The following is a 24,990-nucleotide window of genomic DNA, read 5'->3' on the forward strand; positions in this document are numbered from 1 at the left end:
CAAATTACAAAAGACAATAAAAAGCATAAAGAAAGAAAAACAGTAATACTGTTTTAACTTCATCAGATGCCACTGGTAAAAGGCATATCACAAACTAGAATTAAGCGATTACATTTCCCCATAACAGCGGAGGCTAAAATGAAGCCGCAATTTCCTTTACGCCCCTTAGTACTTGCAATTGCAAGCGCCTTACCGCTGCTGATGGGTGCGCCGGCCTTCGCTAATCCTGAGAATGCAAAAATCATTCATGGCTCGGCAGATATTCAGCAGGTGGGCAAAATGCTCACCATTAAGAACACGCCCAACGCAATTATCGAGTGGCAAAAATTTAATATTGCCAAAGACGAGGCAACACGATTCCAGCAGGAATCCGCCAAAAGCATCGTGCTGAATCGCGTTAGCGGCATCGATCCATCGCAAATTCTGGGCCAGCTCAGCTCAAATGGCCGCGTGTTTCTGATTAACCGCAACGGCCTACTGGTCGGCAAAGACGCCCGAATTGATACCGCTGGCTTTGTGGCATCCACGCTCGATATGAAGAATGACGACTTTATCAATGGCCGTTATCGCTTCAATGGCGAGGGTGGAAAAATCGCCGTTGAAGGCATGATACGCAGCCAGAACGGCGATGTTTTTCTGATCTCCCCCGATATTAAAAACACGGGTCTGATCGAAGCCAGCAACGGAAATGTGGTACTTGCAGCTGGCAAGTCGGTTGAGATTGTCAGCCTGAGCCTTGAAGGCCTGCGCTTTACCTTACAAGCCCCCATGGATAGTGTAATTAATCTGGGCCAAATAAAAGGCGATGCCGTTGGCCTGTTTGCGGGCACCTTAAAACACAGCGGCGATATCCGTGCTGTTCGCGCCGAGCAGGTTGGCGGCAAGGTTTTACTTCGCGCCAGCGATAAAATAGAAACCAGCTCCGCCAGCCGCATCGATGCCAGTGGCGCAGTGGCCGGGCAAGTGACACTCGATGCAGGGCCGGCAGGCACTCTGCTTGCCAGTGGCCAGATCAGTGCAACTGGGCTAAAGGGTGGAGAGGTGCAGTTGCTTGGCAGACATGTAGGCGTGTTTGACCACGCAGACATTGACGCCAGCGGACAGCAGGCAGGCGGCAGTATTTTAGTAGGCGGAGATTACCAGGGTAAAAACAATCTCATCCCCAATTCAGAAGCCAGCTACACCAGCGCAGACAGTACATTACGTGCAGACGCCCTTGCAAATGGGGATGGCGGCAAAGTCATCGTTTGGGCTGACAAAACAACCCGGGTTAACGGCAGGATCAGCGCCAAAGGCGGCGCTTTGGGCGGGGATGGCGGGCTGATTGAAACTTCAGGAAAAGACTATTTAGATTTTAAAGCCAAAGCAGATACCTCTGCGCCAGCGGGAAAAGCCGGAACACTACTGCTGGACCCCAACAATATCACCATCGCCACAACCGGCACGCCCGTTACCAGTAGTGATGCACTGGGCGTATTTGACAATAGTTCAGAGCAAAACAGCAGCTATGTTTTAACGGGCGATATTGATAATGCACTCGCTAATAATAATGTAACGGTAAAATCAAGCGGCACCATATCCCTTGCCACCTCATACACCTACAATTCAAGCCGTTCATTAACACTGGATGCAAGTAATGGTTATCCGGAAAGCAAAGGCATTACGACAACAGTTGCTTCAGAGCCTGCAATATATAACGCCATTACAAATAATGGATCAGGCGATATTATTTTAAAAACAGCGCAAAATGCAATTGAAACAGGAGCCATCACCACAAATGGCAATATAAGCCTTGAGGCATTAAGCCTTACTTTAAACGGCACCATTACCAGTGGCAGCAATAAAAAAATATCAATTAAAGCATTAGGTGAAATAGAGTTTGACGATGGAACAGATAACAGCAAAATGCAGCTGAATACTGCAGCACTTGCTAAGCTGAGTACCAGCAACCTGGAGTTTAAAACAGATAATACGGTTACTATCAAGCAAGCCATCGATCGCACAGGCAAAAATTTAAGCATCTATGGCAAAACAGGAATAAGCCAGTCTTCATCGCACTCTGGCACCAATTATATTACAGCCAGCCATTTAAGCGTATCAACACTAAGCCCTGCCCCTACTGGCTCTGCATATATTATTGATTTAGGAAAAGTAGCGAACCGGATTGATCAATTCAGCAGCAAAAGTGAAGGCCCGGTCTATTTAAAAAATGATAAGCCTTTAGAAATAGTAGCCCATCCGGACCTGACCAGCAGCAGCAAAATGGGCAACCAAAGCTGGATTGAAAACAATGGCAATATCAGCCAGTCAGCAGCCATTACTCTTTCAACAAATGCTAACTTTCCATCACTGTCTCTTTACACAAGCAGTGGCAATATCAATTTAGATAACAGCAATAACAGCATTGCCAGGCTGACTGCTAAAACGGCCTCAAGCGGAGCAGGTATTACACTTAAAAACAATACTGATTTAACGCTTATTACAGACAGCAGTACCGGCCGCAGCGGTGGCGACAGTACAAGTAATATCTCTGACTTAAAAGGTGTAAGTACAAATAATGGTGCAATTTCAATTGAAAATTCCGGGTCAGTTACTTTTTCAGGCATAGAAGTCAATGCCGGCACCGCAAATGCCAGGATCATCACCACGGCAGCCAATAAATCAATCACCATTCCTACATCCAGCTTAAGTGGTGACAAAAAAATAACTGCGGGAAATATAACCCTGCAAGCAGATCATATTAATCTTACCGACAATACAGAAGGAGCCGTCTATGGCAGCCTGGCCGCCAGCGGAGGCACAGTCACTTTGCTGCCCGTTACATCGGGCACATCAGTACAAATAGGCGGCACCAGCCGCAGTGGTTTTGGTATCACTCAGAATGAATTTCAAAATATCACGGCCAATACCATTAAGGTAGGCAGTACCTCATATCAGATGGGGGCCGTTGATATAGCAAGCCTCGATTTACTCACATCCAGCCCGAATACAGTATTAGAAATATATTCAATGAGCAGCATTAATCAGAGCGGCCGCATAAAAGCCAAAGGCTTAATGGCCAAAGGATCCGGCATCACTCTGACTAATACGGGTAATGTATTCAACGATGGTATTTCACTGAATGCAAGCAGCGATATTAATATCGATTACTCCGGCATACTTAATCTTGGGTTTGTAGGATATACGGATGGATTAGTCAGCAGTAATGATATAAATGCAAGCTCCAGCGGAAATATTGTTATCAATAAAAACATTTCAGCAAAAAATTTAACCCTGAATACAACAGGGGGCAGTATCAGCCAAAGCGGCGGCATTATTACAGCAAACAAAATAACAGCCACATCAGCAAATGCAATCAGCCTTGGGCAAGATAATAAAACAGACACCCTGAGCGCCAGTAATAATTCTGGCGATATTTCAATTAAAAATGGTAAAGCGCTGACAGTAAGCAGCCTGAAGGGCAACGGAAACATTGATTTAAATATTGCTGGTGATTTACTTATCAACGGGGAATTATCAGCAACAAATACCAGCACAATCAATCTGAAAGCGGCAAACTTAAGCGAGGGAAGCAGCGGCAGCATTACCGCAGCCAACTTAAATATCACAGCAACGGGCGCAGTTGCACTTGATAAAACAAATCAAATCAGTAAAGCCGCCATAAGTGGCAGCAGCCTTAATTTAAATAATAATCAGGCACTCACACTTGGCGTAATTAATACTGGCTCTGGTGACGTAAAAGTCAGTAATGCAGGAAGCATTTTACTGAATGACACCTTAACAGCAAACACTGCAAATATAAGCAGCGATAATAATATTGATACCAGCAATACAATTAATGTGAGCACTGCCATATTCAATACCACAAATAAGTTCAGCCAAAGTGGAAAAATAAACAGCAGCACCAGCACCATTAATGCAGGAAACTTAGAATTAAACGGCATAATAAATGCAGACACTGCAACACTTAGCGCAAATAAAAACGATATTACTTTAGGCGGATCGATCCTTAGCAAAACAAGTACCATCAGTGCCACGGCAGGCAGCATCAGCGAGCTAAGCACTGGAGTAATAAACAGCAATAAATTAAATGCAACGGCAGCAACAGGCATCACTCTGGAAAAAAACAATACGATCGACAGCGCTTCACTCAAAACAACAAAAGGCAATGTTTCACTCAACAACGGCAAAGTATTATCTTTAGAGCAATCAAGCGCTGAGCAATTTAAATTAATTAATAGCGAAGGATTAGTACTAAAAGGAAACTTAAGCGCCAGCCAAATTGATATAACAGCAAAAAGCATGAGCGATAGTGCGACAGCCACGCTGACCGGTAATGCAAAAATCAGCAGCACGGGTGACATTGTTCTTAATAATTCCACCCATACTTTGAGCACACTGGCCGCATCAACCAGTGGCGATTTAATATTAAAAAATAAAGGTGCACTGTCTCTTTTAGAAATAAAAGCTAATGGTGTAAATATTAGCAATGAAGGTAAATTAAGCACAGATGGCAGCTTTAGCAGCACGGACATCAGCCAGCTGCAATCAGGCACAGGGATTAGTATTAATAATACGGTTACGGGTAAAAATATAAATTTAAAAACCGATCAGTTTAATATGGGCTCACAGGGAAAAATTGATACTACAGATTTTATTTATACTCCTATAACGGCAGACACGGTAAAAGTGAGCCTGGGTGGCAGCACAAAAACTAATACAGGTATTGAGCTTTTGCAAAGTGATTTTGACAGAATAAAAGCCAGCAAAATCATCATTGGCGATACAAAGGGAAATAAAGTAGGCGACACTCAAATTAAAGGGTTTAACACTGGAAGTGCTGATTTATTTATTAATAGCAGCGGCGCACTCAGCCAGAGCAACGGCGGCAAACTAATCAGCAAAACACTGAATGTTCAGGCGGCAAGCATAAAACTGACTGAAGAAAATACTGTTGATCAGTTTATACCTGTCAGTAATGGGGATATTTTCTTTTCAAACAGTACCACACTTGCCCTTGGCGCAATAAAAACATCAGGATTATTAGCGATTAATTCCAAAGGAAATATTGGAGTCAATGAGCAAATTTCCGCTCAGTCTGTTGCCTTTAATGCAAGTGGTAATGTCAGCGAAATAGCAAACGGCTCCATAAATACAGAACAACTAGCGATCAATGCTGATAGTGGTATAAAACTTGAAAACAGCAACAAAATAAGCCAGACCATTTTAACCAGCCAGACTGGGGATATCTCGCTGAATAACAATAGCGCTTTATTTTTAAGTGATGTAATTGCCAACCAGCTTAAAATAAAAAACAGTGAGGTTCTGCTTATAGGAGGGACACTCAACGCTAATAAATCAGAGATCAGTGGCAGCTCTGTCAGTGACAATAGCAAGGCCCAGCTGATGGGCGATGTCGTCATAAAATCAGCAGGTGACATTATTTTAAATAACGCCACTCATACTATAAATAAAGTATCTGCTTCAGCGGCGGGCATTTTTTCATTAAAAAATAAAACAGATCTTTCTCTGCAGGAGATCAGTACAAAAAACCTGCAAATAAACAGCGATGGAAAAATAGCAGTCGATGGTGTATTAAGCAACACGGATCTGGCCAGGTTACAAGCTGCTGGCGGCATAACAATTAACAATAAAATTAACAGTAAAAATATCAGTTTTGTTTCCGACAAGCTGGCAATGGGGTCCCAGGCACAAATAGAAGGCAGTGAATTTTTTTATACCCCGCTAAGCAACAATAATGTCAAAGTATTTTTAGGCGGCAATAGTCAGTCAGATACCGGGTTTGTGTTAAACAACAGCGATTTAAGCCGTATTAAATCTGCCAGTATTATTATTGGTGACGCTAAAGGTAATAAAACGGGTGATATGCTGATTAGTGGATTTTCGATTGGGGATGGAAGTTTAACTTTAAATAGTACAGGTGATATTCGCCAGACCGCGGGAGGAGTCATTAATGCAAAAAGCCTTAATGCGCAATCTGCCAGCATCAATCTTGGGGAGGCCAATACTGTTGATATTTTTTCCCCCACCAGCAGCGGCGATATTGTTTTTGCCAACACCAAAACACTTGCTTTAGGTGCTATTAATACAGCTGGCCAGCTGCAGATCAGTACAGACGGCAATCTGGGTATAAACGATGGAATCATTGCGAAAAATATAAGCCTTAAAGCAAATAGCGGAACAATCATCAGTCTTGCAAGTGGCATACTCAGCACAGATAACTTAAGCGCCACAGCCGGAAAAGGAATTAAGCTGGATAATGAAAATACAATTAATCAAGCCAGTTTAAGCAGTGCAGCAGGCGACATTTCAATTAATAATGCCAGGGCACTCACTTTAGGAGAAACAAGCAGCAATGCTAATTTACGTATCAGCACAAAAGGCAATCTGACTGGTGCAGGAGTCATCAGCAGCAAAACGCTTAATGCAAAAGCCAGTGGCGATATCACACTTGAAAAAGAGAATGTTATAGATCAGGCAAGACTAATCAGCGACAGTGGAAATATCAGCCTGGTTAATAATAAGGCACTGGCTTTAGAAGGAAGTAGTAGTAATGGCGATATAAAAATAAACAACACAGGGGATTTAAATATAAAAGGAAACATCAGTGCCAAACAACTGCAATTTAAAATATTAAATGGCAAGCTGACTGAGGCCAGTGATGCGCAGCTTTCTGCCACCACATTCGTTGCCGATGCTGAGCTGGGAATTGATTTACAAAACAATAACACCTTTGATACAGCCGGACTAAAAAGCAAGGGAAATATCAACTTCAGCAACAGCAAGTCAATTGATCTGGCTGGTGTTGTTAGCGGTGAAAGCGTAAATATTAATTCAGCAGATACATTAAAATTAAATGATCAGCTGCAAGGCGGCACTGTTATTCTGAAAGCAAATTCGATTATAGACAGCAGCCAGGCAAAAATAAAAACAAATTCCTTGCAAAGTATTGGACTAAATCAAATTTCTTTAGACAAGGGAAATCATAGTATCTCCCAATTTTCAGCCAGCAGCAGTGGTGATATTTCATTGCTAAATAATACTGACCTTACTGTTCAGGCAATCAATGGCAAGGGTAGTGTATTAATTGATAACCAGGGTACGCTCAGCGTTATTTCGCCCTTCTCTGCTGATGATACTTCATTGCTGAGTAAAGGTGTTTTAAGGATAAACAGCGGTTCATTTAAATCAACAGGCACAATAAAACTCACCAGCCGGGATACCGGCGCGAATAATGACAATATTATTCAGAATACAGATCTGATTGCTGCAGGCGACATCAAAGTAAATGCAAATGATACATTTATTCAAAATGCTAACTTAATTGCAGGCGCCACACAGGCCCAATTAAATTCGGGCAGCAATAATGGTGCACGGGCAGGCGCTCAGCGGGGAGTAAAAGGGACAACGGGTGAGATTTCTGTCGATGCGGCAGTTATTCAGGTCGCCAAAGGTGTGAAAGCGATTTCGGCCAGCGGGGGTGCCATCAGCTATGGCAGCGCCAGAACCATCAGCAATAATATCAGCCCCGATCAAATTCAAACCACGGGCGCTGTTAATAAAATTGGCAAAAATCTGGATTCGCCTTTGCTGAATAATCTGCCCTTAACTGCAAGCCCAGAGCAAGTTGAGCAAATTGTTAAAATTATTGTGTTGCAAAACCAGGATCAGCAAAGCCATTTCCAAATTATTGGCACCGGGCAATTACCCTTTGAAGCCAAAAAACCAGAAGAGCTTGAACCTCCCAAAGAGACCATACGCGTTGCCGGAGAAGACGATGCCAACTGCCCTTAAGCTCTTTTTTCTTATCTTTTTACTGCAAGTGCCAAGCTATGCGGCCATTGTGGCCGAAGTGGCTTCGGTGCAGGGCGCAGCTTCGGCGCAGGGTAAAAGTGGCGGGCTTAAGCTGATTGGTAAAGGCTCGATTTTAAATGAAGGCGATGAAATCATTACCGCGCCCAATAGCCACGCCGTGCTGAAGTTTAATGATGGTGGCCAGATTACGGTGCGCCCGGATACCAGAATGAAAATCGACAGCTTTGCCTTTGGTCAGGCAGGGCGTGAAGACGGCATGGTTTTGGGCCTGTTTAAAGGCGGCCTGCGAGCGGTTACCGGCTTAATTTCCAAGCAATCTGCAACAGCCGCTAAGATTCAGACCTCCAGCGCCACGATCGGGATTCGCGGTACTGATTTTGATGCAAGGCTTTGTACAGGCGATTGCGCGCAAGAAGCAAAAGAGGCGCCCTCTCAGCAAAACAAGGCTATTGAAGTAGCTGCCGCTGCCCGTGTTGTCAGCTTGTCGGGTAAAGCCAATGCCAGAAACAAGGAAGGCGTATTACGCATGCTGGTGCAGGGCGGCGCAGTGTATGTGGGCGAGCGGGTTGAAACCACCGCCGATGGTGCGCTGGTACTGGCCTTCAGGGACGGGGGCAAGGTGTCTTTGCGCAGCGACACACAAATGCAGATTGATCGCTTTGAATACAAAGCCACAGCACCCGCGGAAGGCAGCTTTGGCCTCTCTTTATTTAAGGGGGGGTTACGCGCTTTAACGGGCTTAATTGGCAAAGCCAAACCCGATGCAGTGCAATACACCACCAAAAGCGCCACGATTGGTATACGCGGCACAGGGGTCGATTTTGAATGCACAGCCGCTTGTGCAGATCCCGCCTTACCCGGCATGGATGGCTTTGGCGCTTATGTATGGGAAGGCCGCATCACTGTCAGCCCTGTAAATGGCCCTGTTCAGCAGCTTAATCCTGGTGAGACGGTTTTGATCCGCATCTCCGGCATTATCCGCCCTGCCACACCACCAGCCGGACTTGGCAATATGCCTGTGCCACGGCCAGATACTATCCCTGTTGATCTGCAGCTCTTATTTGGTCAAAGCGAAGGCAGTAATGATATGCCTGGGCTCTATGTACACGTTCGTGACGGCAATGTTAGTCTTACTGACAACACAAGCCAGCAAGTGCTATTTTTAGGGAAAGACGAAACAGGGTTTTCAAATAAGAACAACCCAATTCGCTTACGCGAGCTACCTGTATTTATTGAGTTTGATAAAACACCCATCGGCATTGTAAAGATTCCACTGCGTGACATTCTTAGCAAAAACGGCATTCCCTCAAACCTTGGCTGCAAACCGGGTGCGGTCAAATAAACAAGAGCTCCTTCACCTTATGAAATTTCGCCTTTGTTTACTCGCCAGCATAATTTCAGGCTTTGTATGGGCCGAAGAGCCTCTTTTTAATGTGAGTGCCTTTAATGTAAGAGGTGAAAACCCACTTTCTAATGATGAAAGTCAGCAATTATTACAAGCTTATTTGGGCAAAAACCGCTCGCTCAGTGATTTGCAGCAAGCTGCCAGCACTTTTGAATCCGTATTAAGAGATCGGGGGCACGGCTTTTTACGCGTCACCCTGCCGCCTCAGGAAGTGAGCGGCACGATTACTCTGGAAGTACTGAGCTTTAAACTCAGTAAAGTGAGCATCAAAAACAACACTTTTTTTGATGAAGAAAACCAGAGAAACAGCCTGCCAGCCCTTAAGGAAGACAGCTCACCTAATTTTCAGGCCATGACCACACAGCTGGTTATTGCCAATGAAAACCCGGCAAAACAAACCACCCTCACCTTTAAAGAAGGCGATGCAGACAGCATTGAAGCCATTCTTGATACCCAGCAGCAAAAGCCTTGGAGCGTTTTTGTTTCTGGTAATAACTCTGGCTCGGATGATAACGGCCGCTTACGCCTCTCTTTAGGTTTACAGCACGCCAACTTATTTAATAGCGATCATGTTGCCACAGTCAGCTACTCCACCGCCCCCAGCCAGCCCGATAATGTAAGTCAGTATGGTGTTTTCTACCGCTGGCCCTTGTATCAGCTGGGCGGCAGCCTGTCTGCCTATTATGCGCAATCCAAAGTGGATTCCGGCAGTCTGGGCGAAGGCTTAACCATTACAGGGAAGGGTGAATCCGGCGGGCTGCGCTATACCCACTACCTGGCCCCGCAAGGGCAATACCGCTCGCAAATCGAAGCCGCAATCGACGATAAATTATTCAGGGGCACAGATATATCCGGTGTTGGCCAGCTCAGCCCCGATGTACGAAGCCGCCCGCTGACTCTGGCTTATAACGGCCACTGGCAAAGTGAAGACATCGAGATCAATTTTGGTCTTGATTACACACACAATCTGCCATCAGGCGTGGGTAATGATGATGAAGCCTATCAGGCCAACCGCAAAGACGCATACAGCAACTGGCAGTCATGGCACGCTAAGGCAGAAGGCCTGTATCGCTTTGCAGGCGACTGGCAAGCCAGCCTGAAGCTAAGCGGCCAGTTTTCAAATGAAGCCCTTATCGCGGGGGAGCAGTTTGCATTAGGGGGCAATAACTCTTTACGCGGCGTGAGCGACCGCAGCGCAACGGGGGACAGCGGTGTGCAAGGCACAATAGAAATCAGCACGCCAAAAATTTATGAAGGCTTACGCCTGCTCAGCTTTATCGATACAGGCGCCATCCACAGACGCTCCCCCGATGCCGGATCAAGCAGCCAGGAAGCGCTCAGCAGCGTGGGCCTTGGATTACGCTGGCAAATTCAGGACTGGGGCTTAATCAGTGCAGACTGGGGCTATATCGTGGACGGCAGCAGCTCACCCAAGATTGAGCGCGGCGAAAGCTTCGGGCATTTAGGGTTTTATTTGAAGTACTGATGGGTGATGGTCAAAAAGATCTGCAGACACAGAAATCACTGTGAAAACCAAAAAAACGAGCTAAAACCGCTTTCTGACTATCAAGATGCCAGCACTTAATCATTCACCAAAATCATGAACCACCGGGTAAAACAAAGACACGGAGAAAGCCATCAAATCATTGGTTTTCTCTGTGCTCTTTGTGGTTCAAGATTTAACTCTCTGACAAAACGGCCACGTGATATACGTATTGAGATTAACTAAAACCATAGTCTGGTTTTCTCAGAGTGCTCCGTGTTCTTCCCGATCTCTGTGCCTGCAGATCTTTTGCCTTCACTTATCCCGACTCGCTGGCCGGCGTTTGCATACCCGATATTGCAAGCGGCTTAGGTCGGCCACATGATCGCCTTCTGCCTCAACCACTAAAATCTCTGAGGCAATTGCGCCAAAGTCAGCCCGAAAATGCACGCTGCTTTTTAATACCAAAACTTCCGCCTGATCAGGCTCTACCCCCAGATGGCGAAACATGGCCTGGTCGGCCGCCTGCTGCTTGCGGCTGCTCACTAATACGGTCAGCCCTTGGTATTGCAGGCAGGCCATAGGGCCTAAATCCATTTGGCAGCCCGCATAAAAGGGCCCGGTGGCCGCAAACTGCCCAGTGCCCAAACTGATTACCCGCCATTCCCCACTGGCCTTTCTTCCCTGGCCTATCGCCCGCAATAAAACCCCGCCAACACCTGCACTATGTGCGGCCTGCGCCGTGGCTGGATCGCAAAGTATGCCAACCACCATGGCGGGCATGCCCATCTTTAAGCCATCGCTAATGATCCCTGCCGCATCGCTGCCTGCCCCGCCGCCTGCGTTATCACAGGTGTCAGCCAAAATGATGGTTTTACCCTGGCCTGTGTACTGCCTGGCGTAGCTCAGCGCCTCATCCACCTGCCACAGGCGGCCCGCAAACTCCGGCTCGGCCGCAAGCACTTTTTGCGCCAAAGCTTGGGCGGTCGTCTCTGCAAGACAGGTGTTTTTGGCATAGGCCAAAATACTAGGCCCCCCATCAGCCACATCGGCTAAAGGGAAACCAGGAAAGAAACTCACGCTCAAAATATCGCCCGTCTCAGCCTGCTCTGCCGCATACATCAGTCTGGCCACCGGCTCAATTAAAGAACATTGCCATGGCATGGAAATCAAAAAAGGGAGTTGTACAAAAGCTGAATGCAGCGGCTCTCCGGCCAGCAGCTGCTGCAACAACCCCACCGCCCTTGCCCCGGTTTCGGCCATATCCACATGTGGATAGCTGCGATAGCCGACCAAGGCACTGGCCGAATTCACCATTAATGGGCTGACATTGGCATGAAAATCAAGCGAGGCGACAATGGGGATTTGATCTCCCAGCAATGCACGAGTACGGCGTAGCCATTCGCCATCGCCATCTTCATAGCGCTCAGTCACCAAAGCACCGTGCAAATCTAAATACACCCCATCCAGAGGCCCGGCACTTAACAGCGCAGCCTCAAACATCGCCCACAGCGCTTCAAACACCGCATCCTCCACCCGCCCGCTGGGGTTGGCCGATGCCCAGAGCAGCGGTAAAACGTGTAAGCCTCCAGCCTCCAGCGCAGCAACCGCCCCCGCCAAAGGCAAATTAGCCCCCGCCACCGCAGCCAAAACCGCCTCACCCTGAGTCAGGCCCGGCCAGGCATCGGCCTCAATAAAATGAGCCATCGTGGTGGGCATGCTGGAAAAGGTATTGGTTTCATGCTGAATACCCGCTACCGCAATACGCTGCATACCTGCTCCAGTGGGGTGATGTTTAGATCTGTATATGGACGTCCGCGAACTGGCTGAGCAGAGTGCATAAAGAAAATTCTCAAGATCTTTTTAGTGCCTTCGGCACATTGATTTAGGTGCGGGCGTCCCGCTGGACCTTTCTTTCTTGTGTGGCCAAGAAACGAAGCCAAAGAAGGCCACCCCACGAAACACGAAGGCCCCTTCGCTGCGGACAATCGAGTCGGCGGCGGGCGGGATTGGCTCGCTGCCTCGCTCCCTTGCCGAAACCCCGTCCCGCTTGTTCCTCACTCCGGCGTGTTTCAAGGGGAGATTTAAGCCCCGTGCGACTAGCGGCGATACGAATCCTAATTACTGGGTTTTGAAATACTTAAAACCTAGAAAACAACATAATTCAAGGCTTGTTTTTCTCCGTGAAACTCAGTGTTTAAAGATTTGGGTTTGGCAACGCAATATCTGAATGCACACCCCAAACCTCTACAACAATCCATCTAAAGCCGCCGCGCAAATTCCGCGATATTGCTGCGGAGTAAACGGAATCGGGTTGGTGCCGTGCGAGCCATCGGCCACGGCTTCTGTACCAATGGTTTCCAGACAGGATTCGGCTATGCCTATGCTTTTAAGCGTATGCGGAATGCCCACTTCTTCTCTGAGGCGCAGCACCCAGTCTAAAAACGCAGCAAATGAAGGATTGGGCAGGCCTAAGTAGCGGGCGGCGGCGGTGATGCGCTCATCAATTGCGGCCTGATTGGCTTTTAAAACATAGGGCATCAGAATGGCGTTGAGCATGCCGTGATGGGCATCGAAACGTGCGCCCAGCGGATGGGCCAGTGCGTGCATCGCTCCCAGTCCGCGCTGAAACGCCGTTGCCCCCATGCTGGAGGCCACCAGCATTTGCATCCGCGCCTCCAGATCTGTGCCATCGGCAACGGCACGCGGCAGCCATTCGCGCACCAGTGCCATACCTTCAAGGGCTATCCCGCTGGCCATAGGGTGATAAAACGGTGAGCAGTAAGCCTCTAAACTGTGGCTAAGTGCATCCATTCCGGTAGCCGCAGTCAGTTTAGCGGGCAGGCCCGTACTGAGTACCGGGTCTAAAATCACAATCGCTGGCAGCATACGCGGGTGAAAAATAATCTTTTTAGCGTGCTCCGCCTCATGGGTAATCACCGAAGCCCGGCCCACTTCAGAGCCTGTGCCTGCCGTAGTAGGAATCGCCACCAGGGGCGCCATTCCTTCGGTTTTAATCCTCAGCCAGTTGTCGCCTTCATCCACATAATCCCAAAGCGGCCCGCTTTGGCCCACCATCATCGCCACCGCCTTGGCCGCATCCAAAGCCGATCCGCCACCGAGCGCAATCACGCCATCAAAACCACCCTCCCGATAAGCAGCCACCCCATCGGCCACATTCTGCCCGGTTGGGTTGCCCTTAATCTGGTGAAACAAGCCTGCCTGCAAATCAGCTCCATCCAGCAAAGTCAGGGTGCTGAGTACGGGCGATAAGGTGGCCAAACCCGGATCGGTAATCAGCAGCGGTTTTTTAATACCCAAAGATCGCGCCAGCTGCGGCAAATCCTGCACCCGCCCCACGCCACATTTCACATTGGTGGGGTAATTCCAATTTACGGTGTAGTGGTCGAGATTCATTTAAGTACCTATTAAGTAGGGTTGATTTCAACTTCCGCAAACAATAAAAAAACGTAAGAACCACGCTCTTTGCATAGGGCTGTAAGTGTCCCCTTGAAACACGCCGAAGCGAGGAACAAGCGGGCGGGGTTTCGGCGAGGACTGTCTGAGCGAAGCGAGTTCCGCAGCCGCCGCTCGATTGTCCGCAGATGAGGGGCCTTCGTGTTTCGTGGGGCGGCCTTCTTTTGGTTCTTTTCTTGGCCGTTCAAGAAAAGAACGCCCCCGCGGTGGCTACCGCTCCAAAATCAAGGTGCCGAAGGCACTAAAAAGATCTTTTTGATTTTGTTTAGCACGCAGAAAATTACCCCTCATCCAAGAAAAAACTTAAAACTCGCCTCTAACACACAGAAAAACTCCTACTACATTTGCTTCAAATGAAACGACTTCGGCCTTGTCAGATAGTCATACCCCAGCACCGATAAAGTCGCTCCCCGCCCTGTTTGTTTAATGCCGGTCCAGGGCAGAGCCGGGTCCAGGTAGTCGCAGCGGTTCATAAAAAAGGTGCCGCATTCCAGCTGATCACCCAGGCTAAGTGCTGCGTTTTCGTCACTGCTAAATACGGCGGAAGTCAGGCCATAAGGGCTGTCGTTCATGAGGCGGATGGCTTCTTCATCGTTTTTCACCGGCATGATGCCCACCACGGGGCCAAAGCATTCGTCGGCCATGAGATGCATCTGGTGATTCACACCGGTAAAAATCCTCGGCGCCAGATAAGCGCCTTTACCGTCATCCAGCGCAAAGCGGCGGGTATCGACAATCTGGCTTGCGCCTTTGGCCAGCGCATCGGCCTCTACCGCGCGCACCGCATTGGCAGCGGCCACCCGCACCACAGGGCCGAGGGTAGTGGCAGCATCCAGCGGATTGCCCAGCACATATTGCTCGGTCAGCGCCAGTGCCCGGTCGACAAATTCCTGATACACCGACTGGTGCACATAGATGCGCTGAGTGCCGCAGCAGCTTTGCCCGGAGTTAAAAAACGCGCCATCAACCAGCGTATCCACGGCATGGGCCAGATCGGCATCACTACGCACCAGCGCCGCATCATTACCGCCCAGCTCCAGGCCCACGCCAATAAAGCGCCCTGCAGCAGCCTGTTCCACGGCGATGCCGCCCGCTACCGAGCCGGTAAAGCAAACATGTTTGATTTCTTTAGCCTGAATCAGCTTTTGCGTGCTGGCGTGATCGGTATGCAAATACTGGAATACGCCGGCTGGCAAACCGGCAGCCACAAAAGCGGCGTGGATTTGCTCGGCGCACAGCGGGGTTTGGGCCGAGTGTTTTAAGATCACCGTATTACCCGCCATTAAGGCCGGAATAATTGCATTCACCGCAGTCAGCAGCGGGTAGTTCCACGGTGCGACCACCAGCACCACGCCCAGCGCCTCGCGGCGGATAAAACGGTTAAAACCATCAATGGGCGCCGGGCGGATATCAGCCAGCGCCTCAGGCGCAATCGCCATCATATGCCGCGCACGGGTATCAAAACCGGCCACTTCATTGGGGCTGTAGCGAACCGGCCGGCCAATCTGACGGGTAATCGCCCCGGCAATCGCCTCTTTATTGGCGGAAAAAGCATCCACCGCGCGGCTCAGCACGGCCATGCGCTCGACCAGAGAAACCTGCCGCCAATCCCGCTGTGCAATCTTGGCACGGCGCAAAGTGGCCACGATATGGTGCTCATCGGCATATGCCCGCCGCGCCACTTCGCTACCGTCGATAGGACTAATCGTAATCAGTTCAGGCATAGCTACTCCAAGTGGGTGGAATGGTTTTTAAAAAGATCTTTTCGACCTTAGATAATTTCAAAATAGCGCTTTAATTCCCAATCCGTTACGTGTTTTCGGAATTCTCTTTCTTCCCACTCCCGCGTTGCAGCAAAGTGATTTACAAAGGGCGTGCCAAATAAAGCCTGGGCGGCTTCGGATGTTTTGAGGCGTTTTGCCGCTTCCCCAAGTGAGTCAGGCAGGTGCAAGCGGTCGGGAAAGGTTTGCGTATAAGCATTGCCGGCCACCATTTCTTCCGGCTCCCACTCATGCTCAATCCCGTACAGGCCAGCGCCTAAGGCTGCGGCCAGTGCCAAGTATGGATTAGCATCGGCAGAGCCAATTCGTACTTCAATGCGTTGCGATTTAGCCGAGCCGGGGATCAGGCGCAGTGCTGTGGTGCGGTTCTCCAGGCCCCATGTAGCATCCAGCGGTGCCCAATAGCCCGGTACTAAGCGAGTATAGCTATTTACGGTTTGGGCAAACATGGCCATAAATTCGGGCAGCAAACGCTGCACACCCGCCAGAAAATGCCGCTGGGTTTTACTCATATTGTGCGGCTGAGTAGGGTCGTAAAATACCGATTTACCACTATTAATATCATTTAAAGACAGATGAATATGCCCGCTTTGCCCAGGCAATTCATGCGACCACTTGGCCATAAAGGTGGCCATTAAATTATTTTGCTGTGCCAGCACCTTACAGAATGTTTTAAACAGGAAAGCTTTATCGCCTGCGCTACTGGCTTCATCTACGCCGATCGCGGCTTCCAGCACGCCGGGGCCGGTTTCGGTATGCAGCCCTTCGATGCCCATATCCATGGTTTCGCTGAGTTTGAGCAGCTGATGATAAAAATCGGCGTTTACCGTGCTGCGCAAAATGGAATAACCAAAATAGCCAGGCGTCCAGGGGATCAGGTTTTGATAGTTCTTGGCCCGAACCGATTCGGGGGTTTCTTTAAACACAAAGAATTCGTATTCCAGTGCGGAATAAGCCAGGTAGCCCATATCCGCGGCTTTTTTAACGATGCGGCTTAAAAGCTGGCGCGGGCAAATCGCCTCGGCATCGCCAATAAACTCGCCAAGAAAAAACAACATCGGCTTGCCATCGACCATTTCCAGTGGCAGCTCGCGACAGCTCTCAGGAATAATATGCGCCTGAGCATCGGGGTAAGCGGTGTGCCAGCCGGTGTATTGCACATTGTCGTAAAGCTGATCGTTGGAATCCCAGCCCAGCACCACATTACAGAAGCTTAAGCCGCCTTTCAGAATGGAAATAAATTTCTCTTTAGAAACATACTTCCCCCGCATCACGCCATCGATATCAGACATGCCCACTTTGATATGAGAAAGCCCGCTGGCTTCGACCACGGCGATGGCATCTTCGATTGTTTTCACTTCACGAGCTTGCATATTGATCCCCTGATGCGGTGTGCGTGAGAGTGGGTATTTACCCACTGACTTAAATCTTAAGTGCCTTCGGCACAGTGTTCAGGTGCGGGAGCCCCCGCGTGCATAAGTATCTATACAACTCTTGTAAATTGAATAAGATCACCGCAGGGTGGGTTAGGCCGCTCTTGATACCCATTAGAGCGCGGATTCATTTCGGCCGTAACCCGCCATGACACTTCGCTGCGGTTACTAATAAAAAACAAAAAGACCTTTTTAGCGCCTTCGGCACGTTGATTTAAGTGCGGGCGTCCCGCTGGACCTTCCTTTCTTGTGTAGCCAAGAAACGAAGCCAAGCCACAACCTCAAAAACACGAAGTCCCCTGCTGCGGTCCAATCGAGTCGGCGGCGGGCAAGATTGGCTCGCTGCCTCGCTCTCTGGCCGAAACCCAGCCCCGCTTGTTCCTCGCTTCGGCGTGTTTCAAGGGGAGATTTAAAGCCCCAAGCCACGAGCGTTGATAAAAATACTTTTGATTGAGTGTGAAAATACATAAGCCCAAAACATATGACTCAATTCAAAACGCTTTTCTCCGTGAAACTCCGTGTCCTCTGTGGCCTCCGTAGTTCAAAATTTGGGTTTTGGCCTTCGTTTTGGCATCACTTCACCACATCCCCCATCGTTTGCAGCATTTCGTCATGGGGTGCGTCTTCTCTGGCCTGGCGGGTGGCGAGGAAGTAGGCGTAGCCGCCCGCCATAAAGCCGATAAAGATGGCGAAAATAGTTTGGTTGAAATAAATCATGGCGACTAAAGCCACCAAGGCTAAAGCCAGAGCCACACAGGGAAATAGCGGGTAAAAAGGCACAGAGTAAGGGCGGTCCAGATCAGGCTCGCTGCTGCGTAATTTAAATAGCGCGGCCATGGAGATGATGTACATCACGATGGCACCAAACACTGACATGGTGATAATCGCCGCAGTCAGCGACATGCCTTGCAGCTGGATCACCGAATCGGCATAAATAGCCGCCACGCCCACCACGCCTCCCGCCAGAATCGCCCAGTGCGGGGTTTGAAAACGCTGATTCACGCTGGCTAATACGCTGGGTAAATAGCCTGCACGGCCCAGCGCATAAATCTGCCGTGAATAGCCCATGATAATGCCGTGAAAAGACGCGATCAGCCCGAATAAGCCAATCCACACCAGCATATGCAGCCAGCCTGAATTCGCCCCCACCACCATTTGCATGGCTTTAGGCAAAGGCTCGTTGATATTGGCCAGCTGCCGCCAATCGCCAACGCCCCCTGCAAAAACCATCACACCAATAGCCAGCACCACTAGGGTTAAAATCCCGCTGATATAGGCCCTTGGAATGGTTTTTCGCGGGTCTTCTGCCTCTTCAGCCGCCATAGCCGCACCTTCAATAGCGAGGAAAAACCATATCGCAAAAGGAATCGCCGCAAACATGCCGCTATAGGAAGTGCTACTAAATTGATCTGCCCCCGACCAGCCATGCGCCGTAAAATTGGCCCAAGAAAAGCCCGGAGCCACCACGCCCATAAATACCAACAACTCCACAATCGCCAGAATGGTGACGCAAAGCTCAAACGTGGCGGCAATGGTGACGCCAATAACATTCAAAAACATAAACACCAGATACGCCCCCAGCGCCGCGTGCTTGGGATCCAGCCCCGGAAACTGCACGCCCAGATAAGCGCCAATAGCCAGTGCAATAGCAGGCGGGGCAAACACAAATTCGATCAGGGTGGCCATGCCGGCGATATAGCCCCCGGTCGGGCCAAAGGCACGCCTTGCATAGGCAAAGGGGCCTCCCGCATGGGGAATCGAGGTGGTCAGCTCGGTATAGCTAAAAATAAAAGTGGTATACATGGCCGCAATCACCAGCGAGGTGATCATAAAGCCCAGCGTGCCCGCCTTATCCCAACCATAGCTCCAGCCAAAATACTCGCCCGAAATCACCAGGCCCACCGCAATCCCCCACAGGTGTATGGTTTTGAGCGAGCGTTTTAACTCCCGTTTAACTTCTGCCATGATGTTTCCTTTATTAAAAAGTGAAAGCACACGCATACATTGAAAGGCTGGATGTCAGTTTATGACTCGGGAATTTACTGCGACAACAACTATCGTTTTAGCTTATTTATTACTATTGCTTACACTTATCTTTGCGCGATGCAGCAATAGTCTTTCAAAATCAAGTTGTTAGCAGAATAATTACTTTTCCCCATATAAACAGATATAAAAAACCCCCAAAAGTCAGAGTTCATCTCTCACTTTTGGGGTTTAGCTACAGAAAGAATTAATGGGTTAATTAACAACAGCGCTGCGCTTAAAAGCTTTATCCATTGCCCGCAATAAGACTGAGGTGCTTACCTGAGACATTAAAGCGCAAGATCACCCAGTACGATACGAGGCAATAGCCAAGGCGCAGCCTTAGCCAGCACAGGCAGATAACGCTCTTGCATCAGGGCAATACTGTCGTCGGCAAGTAAGTCGGGCAGATTACCCAGCTCCCCATTGCGGGCCAGCAGTGTTAACTCACGGGTAAATTCGCCCTCAGGTACGGGCAAACATTGCACTTCGCCCGTTTTAATTCCACCTTGCAGCAGGCAAAGCGGTGTGGTTAACGCCCAGCCCAAGCCCGCTTTTACCATCTGTAAAATAGCGTAGGAATTATCCAGCTCCATCCGTAATGGCGGATGAATGCTCCACTCCTGCAGCTTGTTTTCTATGGTGCGGCCAATCACGGTGGAGGGGTTGTAGCGGATAAAATCCAGTGCTGCGGCAAGAGTTCGCAGGCTGCTGACCGGCCCTTTGAAATCCAGCGGCAGCACTAAAATAAAGGGCTCTCGCAGCAGGCGGCGGCGGAAAAGCTCGGGGTGATTGGGTACGGCATCATCAGACAAAATAATATCCACCCGGCGGTTAAGCAGGGCATCGGCATGCTGATGAGACTGGCCGGTGACCATAGACCAGTGTGCGGTTCGGCGCTTAATCGCAGCCACCAATTCTTTACCCACGCTGATGGCCAGAGAATCGACCAAGGCAATTCGTACATGTTTCAGCGGCGTGGCTTCCTGGCGGCGGAACTCCAGGCTGACACGGCGGGCATCGCCCAATAAACGATCGGCCTGCTCGTAAAACTTACGCCCCAAAGGGGTGAGCATGGGCGGGCGTTGCGAGCGATCCAGCAGCTGCACATGCAATTGCGCTTCTAAATTGGCGATGCTTTGCGAAACCGACGATTGCGTCATGCCCAGGCGCTGCCCGGCAGCCGTCATCCCGCCAGCCTCAACAATGGCGGCAAATACTTCCAGGCTTTTCAGATCAAAACCAATCGGGCTAGCGGCCATGGGATTCCTCTTGATGGATCAAAGCAGTACTTAAAATCCGTAACGCAGGCGCGTTTAGCCGCGAATGTTTTTACAAACAGAGCTCTCGCGGCTAAAGCCGCTCCTGCGAAAAACATCATGCCCTTTGCTTAAATTGATCAGGTTTGGATGCTTACCCCCGCCAGCATCAATCAGCAACCATTACACCCAGCCAATCCCTGTCGCACAAGAAATCACTATATAAGCGCGCCTCTGGCGTACCAGCTTCGGGGTGGTAATCGTAGCGCCAGTTCACCACGGGTGGCATGGACATCAGGATGGATTCTGTACGGCCACCTGATTGCAGGCCAAACAGCGTGCCACGGTCAAATACCAGATTAAATTCTACATAACGCCCACGGCGGAAAGCTTGCCAGTCGCGCTCGCGTGCGCCGTATTCGGCGTCTTCGTGGCGTTCCACAATCGGCACATAGGCGGGTAAAAAGGCATTACCCACGCTCTGCATCAAGGCAAAGCTGGCTTCAAAACCGGCGGCGTTATAATCATCAAAGAAAATACCGCCGATACCCCGCGGCTCGTTGCGGTGCTTCAGGTGGAAATAGCGATCGCACCAGGCTTTGAATTCCGGATAAAGTGCCGCACCAAAGGGATCGAGCGCATCTTTACAGGTTTGATGGAAATGCACCGCATCTGCTTCCATGCCGTAATAGGGTGTGAGATCCATGCCGCCGCCAAACCACCAGACATCCTGCTCGCCTTCTTTATAGGCACGGAACAAGCGCACATTCATATGCACAGTAGGGATATAAGGATTACGTGGATGCAGTACCAGCGATACGCCCATTGCTTCAAAGGCGCGACCGGCTAACTCCGGGCGACCGGCGCTTGCTGACGGCGGCAGGGCATCGCCCATCACATGGGAGAAATTCACGCCGCCGCGCTCAAATAAATTACCGCCTTCAATCACCCGCGTCATGCCACCGCCACCGCCCTCTCTTTCCCACTGATCGGTATGAAAAGTAGATCCATCAAGCTGCTCTAAGGTAGCGACAATATTTTGTTGCAGGCTCAGAAGGTAATCTTTAACGGCTGTTGAATTCATTAAAAATCCTAGTCAAGAAAAAGGCTGCCGAAAAAGGCAGCCTGTATAGAGTGATTTACAGCAGGGTGTTCATTAAGCAGCTTGCACAGGGGCGTGGTGCTTAATTTCTTTGATTCGGTTATCGCCATCCACAAACACCAAAGCGGGGTGGAAAGCAGCGATTTCTGCTTCTTCAAAATTAGCGAAAGTGGCAATAATCAGCAGATCACCCACCGCAGCACGACGTGCTGCAGAGCCATTCACCGAAATAATTCCCGAACCACGCTCGGCCTTAATGGCGTAGGTAGAGAAACGCTCGCCGTTATCCACATTCCAGATATGAATCTGTTCGTGTTCAAGGATATTAGCGGCTTCAAGCAGATTTTCATCAATGGCACACGAGCCTTCGTAATGCAGCTCAGAATGTGTGGTAGTACAGCGATGAATTTTCGATTTAAGCAGAGAACGTTGCATGGTGTTTCTCCAGCCCGTTTCTGGGCAGGGCTATTTCAGAAGGGATCAGATTATAATCCCAGAAACGATGCTTGGACAGGATAAATAAGCCAAAGAGCCCCTCATTTGACGCAGCGCAGCAAATAAAAATCTGCCTGCTGCGCTATCAAAATCAAGCTTTATCAGCCCCGGTAAATAAAGCAGCCATCCAGCAAAAACTCACCCGCAGCCACCCTGGCATCAGGCGATACACGGTCAAAATTAAGCTGCTGACCATCCACCACGACCCATGCAGGGATCGGTTTTTGCTGATAGCTGCCAATAACTTCATCAGCACGCTGAATATTTGCAGGGGTTTTAACGGCCAGCGGCGGCGGGCTGGGCTGCACAGGAGCAATATCAGCCTCCTTAGGTGCGGCGGCGGCTTCAATTTCAGCGGCTTGCAGCGGCAAATTACGTAAATACAGATTAAATGCAAACTGCGGCAGGATCAGGCGGCGAACTTTTTTCTCGTCATCAATAATGCAGCAGACACCAAATTCTGCATCGCACTTAGGGCACCGGGCCTTTGCAGCAATCGCAATATGATTTTCTACCAAACGCGCAATGCCATACATATCATTGGCTTGCAGCATTTCCCCGCAGCTCACACAAGGCTTGGAGAACTGGCGCACCTGCGAGCCATTTTTAAACTTCAAAGGCAGACATTGCTTAAGGCGTTGATTAGGCAGCATTTATATCCATCATTGTTTGTTAAATAATTGAGGGATTGGGAGTCGCACAAAGGTGCAAACCCCTGTCTCCCATTCCCTGCTCCCGGCCTTTTAAATTGTCGCCATCCGTGTTTCAAGCACAAGCTCAAGCAAATCAATTTTCATCACTTGCAGACTGACCGTTGTACCGGCTGGTAGTTCCGGAATACCTGCACGCATCACCAAGGGCATGCCATCCACACGAACCAGATTTTCTTTGATCACCACCGCAGTAATTTCGCGTTTGTTTTCCTGCAGCAACCAGCGCAAGCACCAGTACCTTTCCATCTTATCTTGTAATTCAGCGTAGGCTGCGTAGGCAGTGTCGAAACTTCCGATAATCGAATACAGCTCAGCGTCATTTTTTTGAAAGCGTGGTTTGGTATTGCCAATCAGCGCCAGTAACTGCAGCTGGTTCACATAATCCACCGCACGGCGCAGTGGCGAAGAAGCCCATGAATAGCATTCCACACCCAGACCAATATGCGGGCCTGCCTGCGTGGTTAAACGCACACGGCCGCCATTCTGGCCGCGATAAATACCCGCCACCTGGCCCTGCATCAAATCCTTGCCCCATGTGCTGTTAGCCAGAATCATCAGCTCGGCCACCAGCTTATCCATCGGTGCGCCACGTTTACGCGGCACAATACGCACACGTTTTTCACCATCAACCTGATCAATATAGAAGCTGTAATCAATCTTCAGCGGTGCAGTCGGGTCAGCCTTGCCACGGCGGCCTTCTAATGCACCTGCAAAGTGCCATAAGAAAGTGATTTCTTCTTTCCATGGGAAATCAGGGGCGTCGTCCTTACCTGCCGTGTTTTCATTAAACACCGGCTCCAGCTGCTCATGACGCAAGTTGGCAGCAATCGGCACCATTTCTACGATACTGCGATGCGAAAGCACATCAAAGCCCTGCGACAGCTCTAAATACATACTTAGTGCCGGGCAGGTTTTGCCTTCTTGCAGGGTAAATACTTCAACCACATCGTTGGGCAACATGGTGATCTTGTCGCCGGGCATATACACGGTAGACAAGCGGTCCAGAATAATTTTATCGACATCAGACCCTGCCGCAATGCCCAGAGCAGGCGCGGCAATATGGATACCTACCTGCCAGTTGCCATTGGGCAGACGCTTCAGGCTGAAGGCATCGTCAATTTCTGTGGTGGTGGAATCATCAATACTAAAAGCTTGTACATCGGCCAGCGGTAAATCGCCAGGGCATGTAACAGGCTCGGTTGGCGCAAAACCACGCCCCTTAGGAAAGGATTCAGCCAGGAAACCATCGAGCAGATAATCGCCCACATCGGGAATCGCGCCGATTTTTTCCATTAAACGCAGGACAGACATCTGCATGGCGTCTGCAGCGGCAGCCAGTGTTTTCCACTCAAGGGTGTTTTTATCCGGGCGGTGCAGCAATTTACTGGCCAAGGGGATAAATGACTCGGGCAACACGCCAGCCTGCAGCTCGGCTTGCCAGATCGCCATTTGTTCGGCTTCTTTTTTCTTTTTCTCAAGCCCGGCTAAAGCGGCTTTCAGATTTTCTTCAGGCGCAGCTTTGTAATGACCGCGGCCTTTACGGTAGAAATACATCGGTGCGCCGTGCAAACGAATCAGCGCGGCAGCCTGTTGCTGTACCGAAGGATTAGCTCCGAAGTATTCGGCGGCAATCGTATTAAATGCAAATTCCTCTGCGCCACAGCATTCCCAAAGGAAATCGATATCAATTTCATCCGCCGCAGCCTGTGCCGCTTTCAGGAAATCATCCAAGCTAATCCGCTCAAAGCGCAGCAGCACATTGGCCGCTTTTACTTTAAAACGTTTACCACGCGCATCTTCAAGCATCAGGCTTGCAGCCTGCTCTTCCTTGATCGTGGCTACCTTGAAATTACCATCTTCCTCAAAAAAAACATTCATTCTCAAGCCGCCAGCATTCATTTATTGATTTAGCCGGCCATTATAACAAGGTCCGCCCTGTGTCGCTTGCTGGTGATCAGATTTGTAGGGCGGGAGAAATCCACCC

General features: G+C 49.5%; 13 protein-coding genes. 3 read left to right on the forward strand and 10 right to left on the reverse strand.

Features of this window, described 5'->3' with window-relative positions:
* Positions 1–138 precede the first annotated feature (138 nt).
* The 3 genes from HA050_RS06340 to HA050_RS06350 are packed head-to-tail and all read left to right on the forward strand — an operon-like array spanning position 139 to position 10,727.
* Positions 139–7,815 (forward strand): two-partner secretion domain-containing protein, encoded by a 7,677-nt coding sequence (locus HA050_RS06340; protein WP_166823574.1) that lies wholly within the window; start codon positions 139–141, stop codon positions 7,813–7,815.
* Positions 7,799–9,178, forward strand: a complete 1,380-nt coding sequence (locus HA050_RS06345) for a FecR family protein (protein ID WP_166823576.1) — start codon at positions 7,799–7,801, stop codon at positions 9,176–9,178. The genes HA050_RS06340 and HA050_RS06345 overlap by 17 nt, the downstream gene beginning before the upstream one ends.
* A 19-nt stretch (positions 9,179–9,197) precedes the next feature.
* On the forward strand, positions 9,198–10,727 hold the full coding sequence (locus HA050_RS06350) for a ShlB/FhaC/HecB family hemolysin secretion/activation protein (RefSeq protein WP_166823579.1): 1,530 nt from the start codon (positions 9,198–9,200) through the stop codon (positions 10,725–10,727).
* Between the two features lie 312 nt (positions 10,728–11,039).
* Here the strand turns inward: HA050_RS06350 and HA050_RS06355 are convergent, their stop codons facing one another.
* The 10 genes from HA050_RS06355 to HA050_RS06400 form a co-directional block, all read right to left on the reverse strand.
* A complete protein-coding gene (locus HA050_RS06355) occupies positions 11,040–12,497 on the reverse strand; it encodes a M81 family metallopeptidase (protein WP_166823581.1) in 1,458 nt (485 codons plus the stop codon).
* A 474-nt stretch (positions 12,498–12,971) separates the two neighbouring features.
* Positions 12,972–14,141 (reverse strand): iron-containing alcohol dehydrogenase, encoded by a 1,170-nt coding sequence (locus HA050_RS06360; RefSeq protein ID WP_166823584.1) that lies wholly within the window; start codon positions 14,139–14,141, stop codon positions 12,972–12,974.
* A 398-nt stretch (positions 14,142–14,539) separates the two neighbouring features.
* Positions 14,540–15,925, reverse strand: coding sequence for an aldehyde dehydrogenase family protein (locus tag HA050_RS06365; protein WP_166823586.1), 1,386 nt, complete (start codon positions 15,923–15,925; stop codon positions 14,540–14,542).
* A 47-nt stretch (positions 15,926–15,972) separates the two neighbouring features.
* Positions 15,973–17,355, reverse strand: coding sequence for a glutamine synthetase family protein (locus HA050_RS06370; RefSeq protein WP_166823589.1), 1,383 nt, complete (start codon positions 17,353–17,355; stop codon positions 15,973–15,975).
* A 633-nt stretch (positions 17,356–17,988) separates the two neighbouring features.
* Positions 17,989–19,380, reverse strand: a complete 1,392-nt coding sequence (gene eat / locus HA050_RS06375) for an ethanolamine permease (protein ID WP_205836327.1) — start codon at positions 19,378–19,380, stop codon at positions 17,989–17,991.
* 347 nt (positions 19,381–19,727) lie between these two features.
* A complete protein-coding gene (locus HA050_RS06380; protein WP_166823594.1) occupies positions 19,728–20,699 on the reverse strand; it encodes a LysR family transcriptional regulator in 972 nt (323 codons plus the stop codon).
* A 166-nt stretch (positions 20,700–20,865) separates the two neighbouring features.
* A complete protein-coding gene (gene hemF / locus HA050_RS06385; RefSeq protein WP_166823596.1) occupies positions 20,866–21,780 on the reverse strand; it encodes an oxygen-dependent coproporphyrinogen oxidase in 915 nt (304 codons plus the stop codon).
* Positions 21,781–21,852: 72 nt separating this feature from the next.
* Positions 21,853–22,233 (reverse strand): aspartate 1-decarboxylase, encoded by a 381-nt coding sequence (gene panD / locus HA050_RS06390; RefSeq protein ID WP_099396840.1) that lies wholly within the window; start codon positions 22,231–22,233, stop codon positions 21,853–21,855.
* A gap of 161 nt (positions 22,234–22,394) precedes the next feature.
* On the reverse strand, positions 22,395–22,946 hold the full coding sequence (locus HA050_RS06395) for a hypothetical protein (protein WP_166823599.1): 552 nt from the start codon (positions 22,944–22,946) through the stop codon (positions 22,395–22,397).
* Positions 22,947–23,036: 90 nt separating this feature from the next.
* Complete coding sequence (locus HA050_RS06400; RefSeq protein WP_166823601.1) at positions 23,037–24,884, reverse strand: ribonuclease catalytic domain-containing protein; 1,848 nt, start codon at positions 24,882–24,884, stop codon at positions 23,037–23,039.
* Positions 24,885–24,990: the final 106 nt, after the last annotated feature.

The organism is Iodobacter violaceini (assembly GCF_011601265.1).
GTDB classification, from domain to species: Bacteria; Pseudomonadota; Gammaproteobacteria; order Burkholderiales; family Chitinibacteraceae; genus Iodobacter; species Iodobacter violaceini.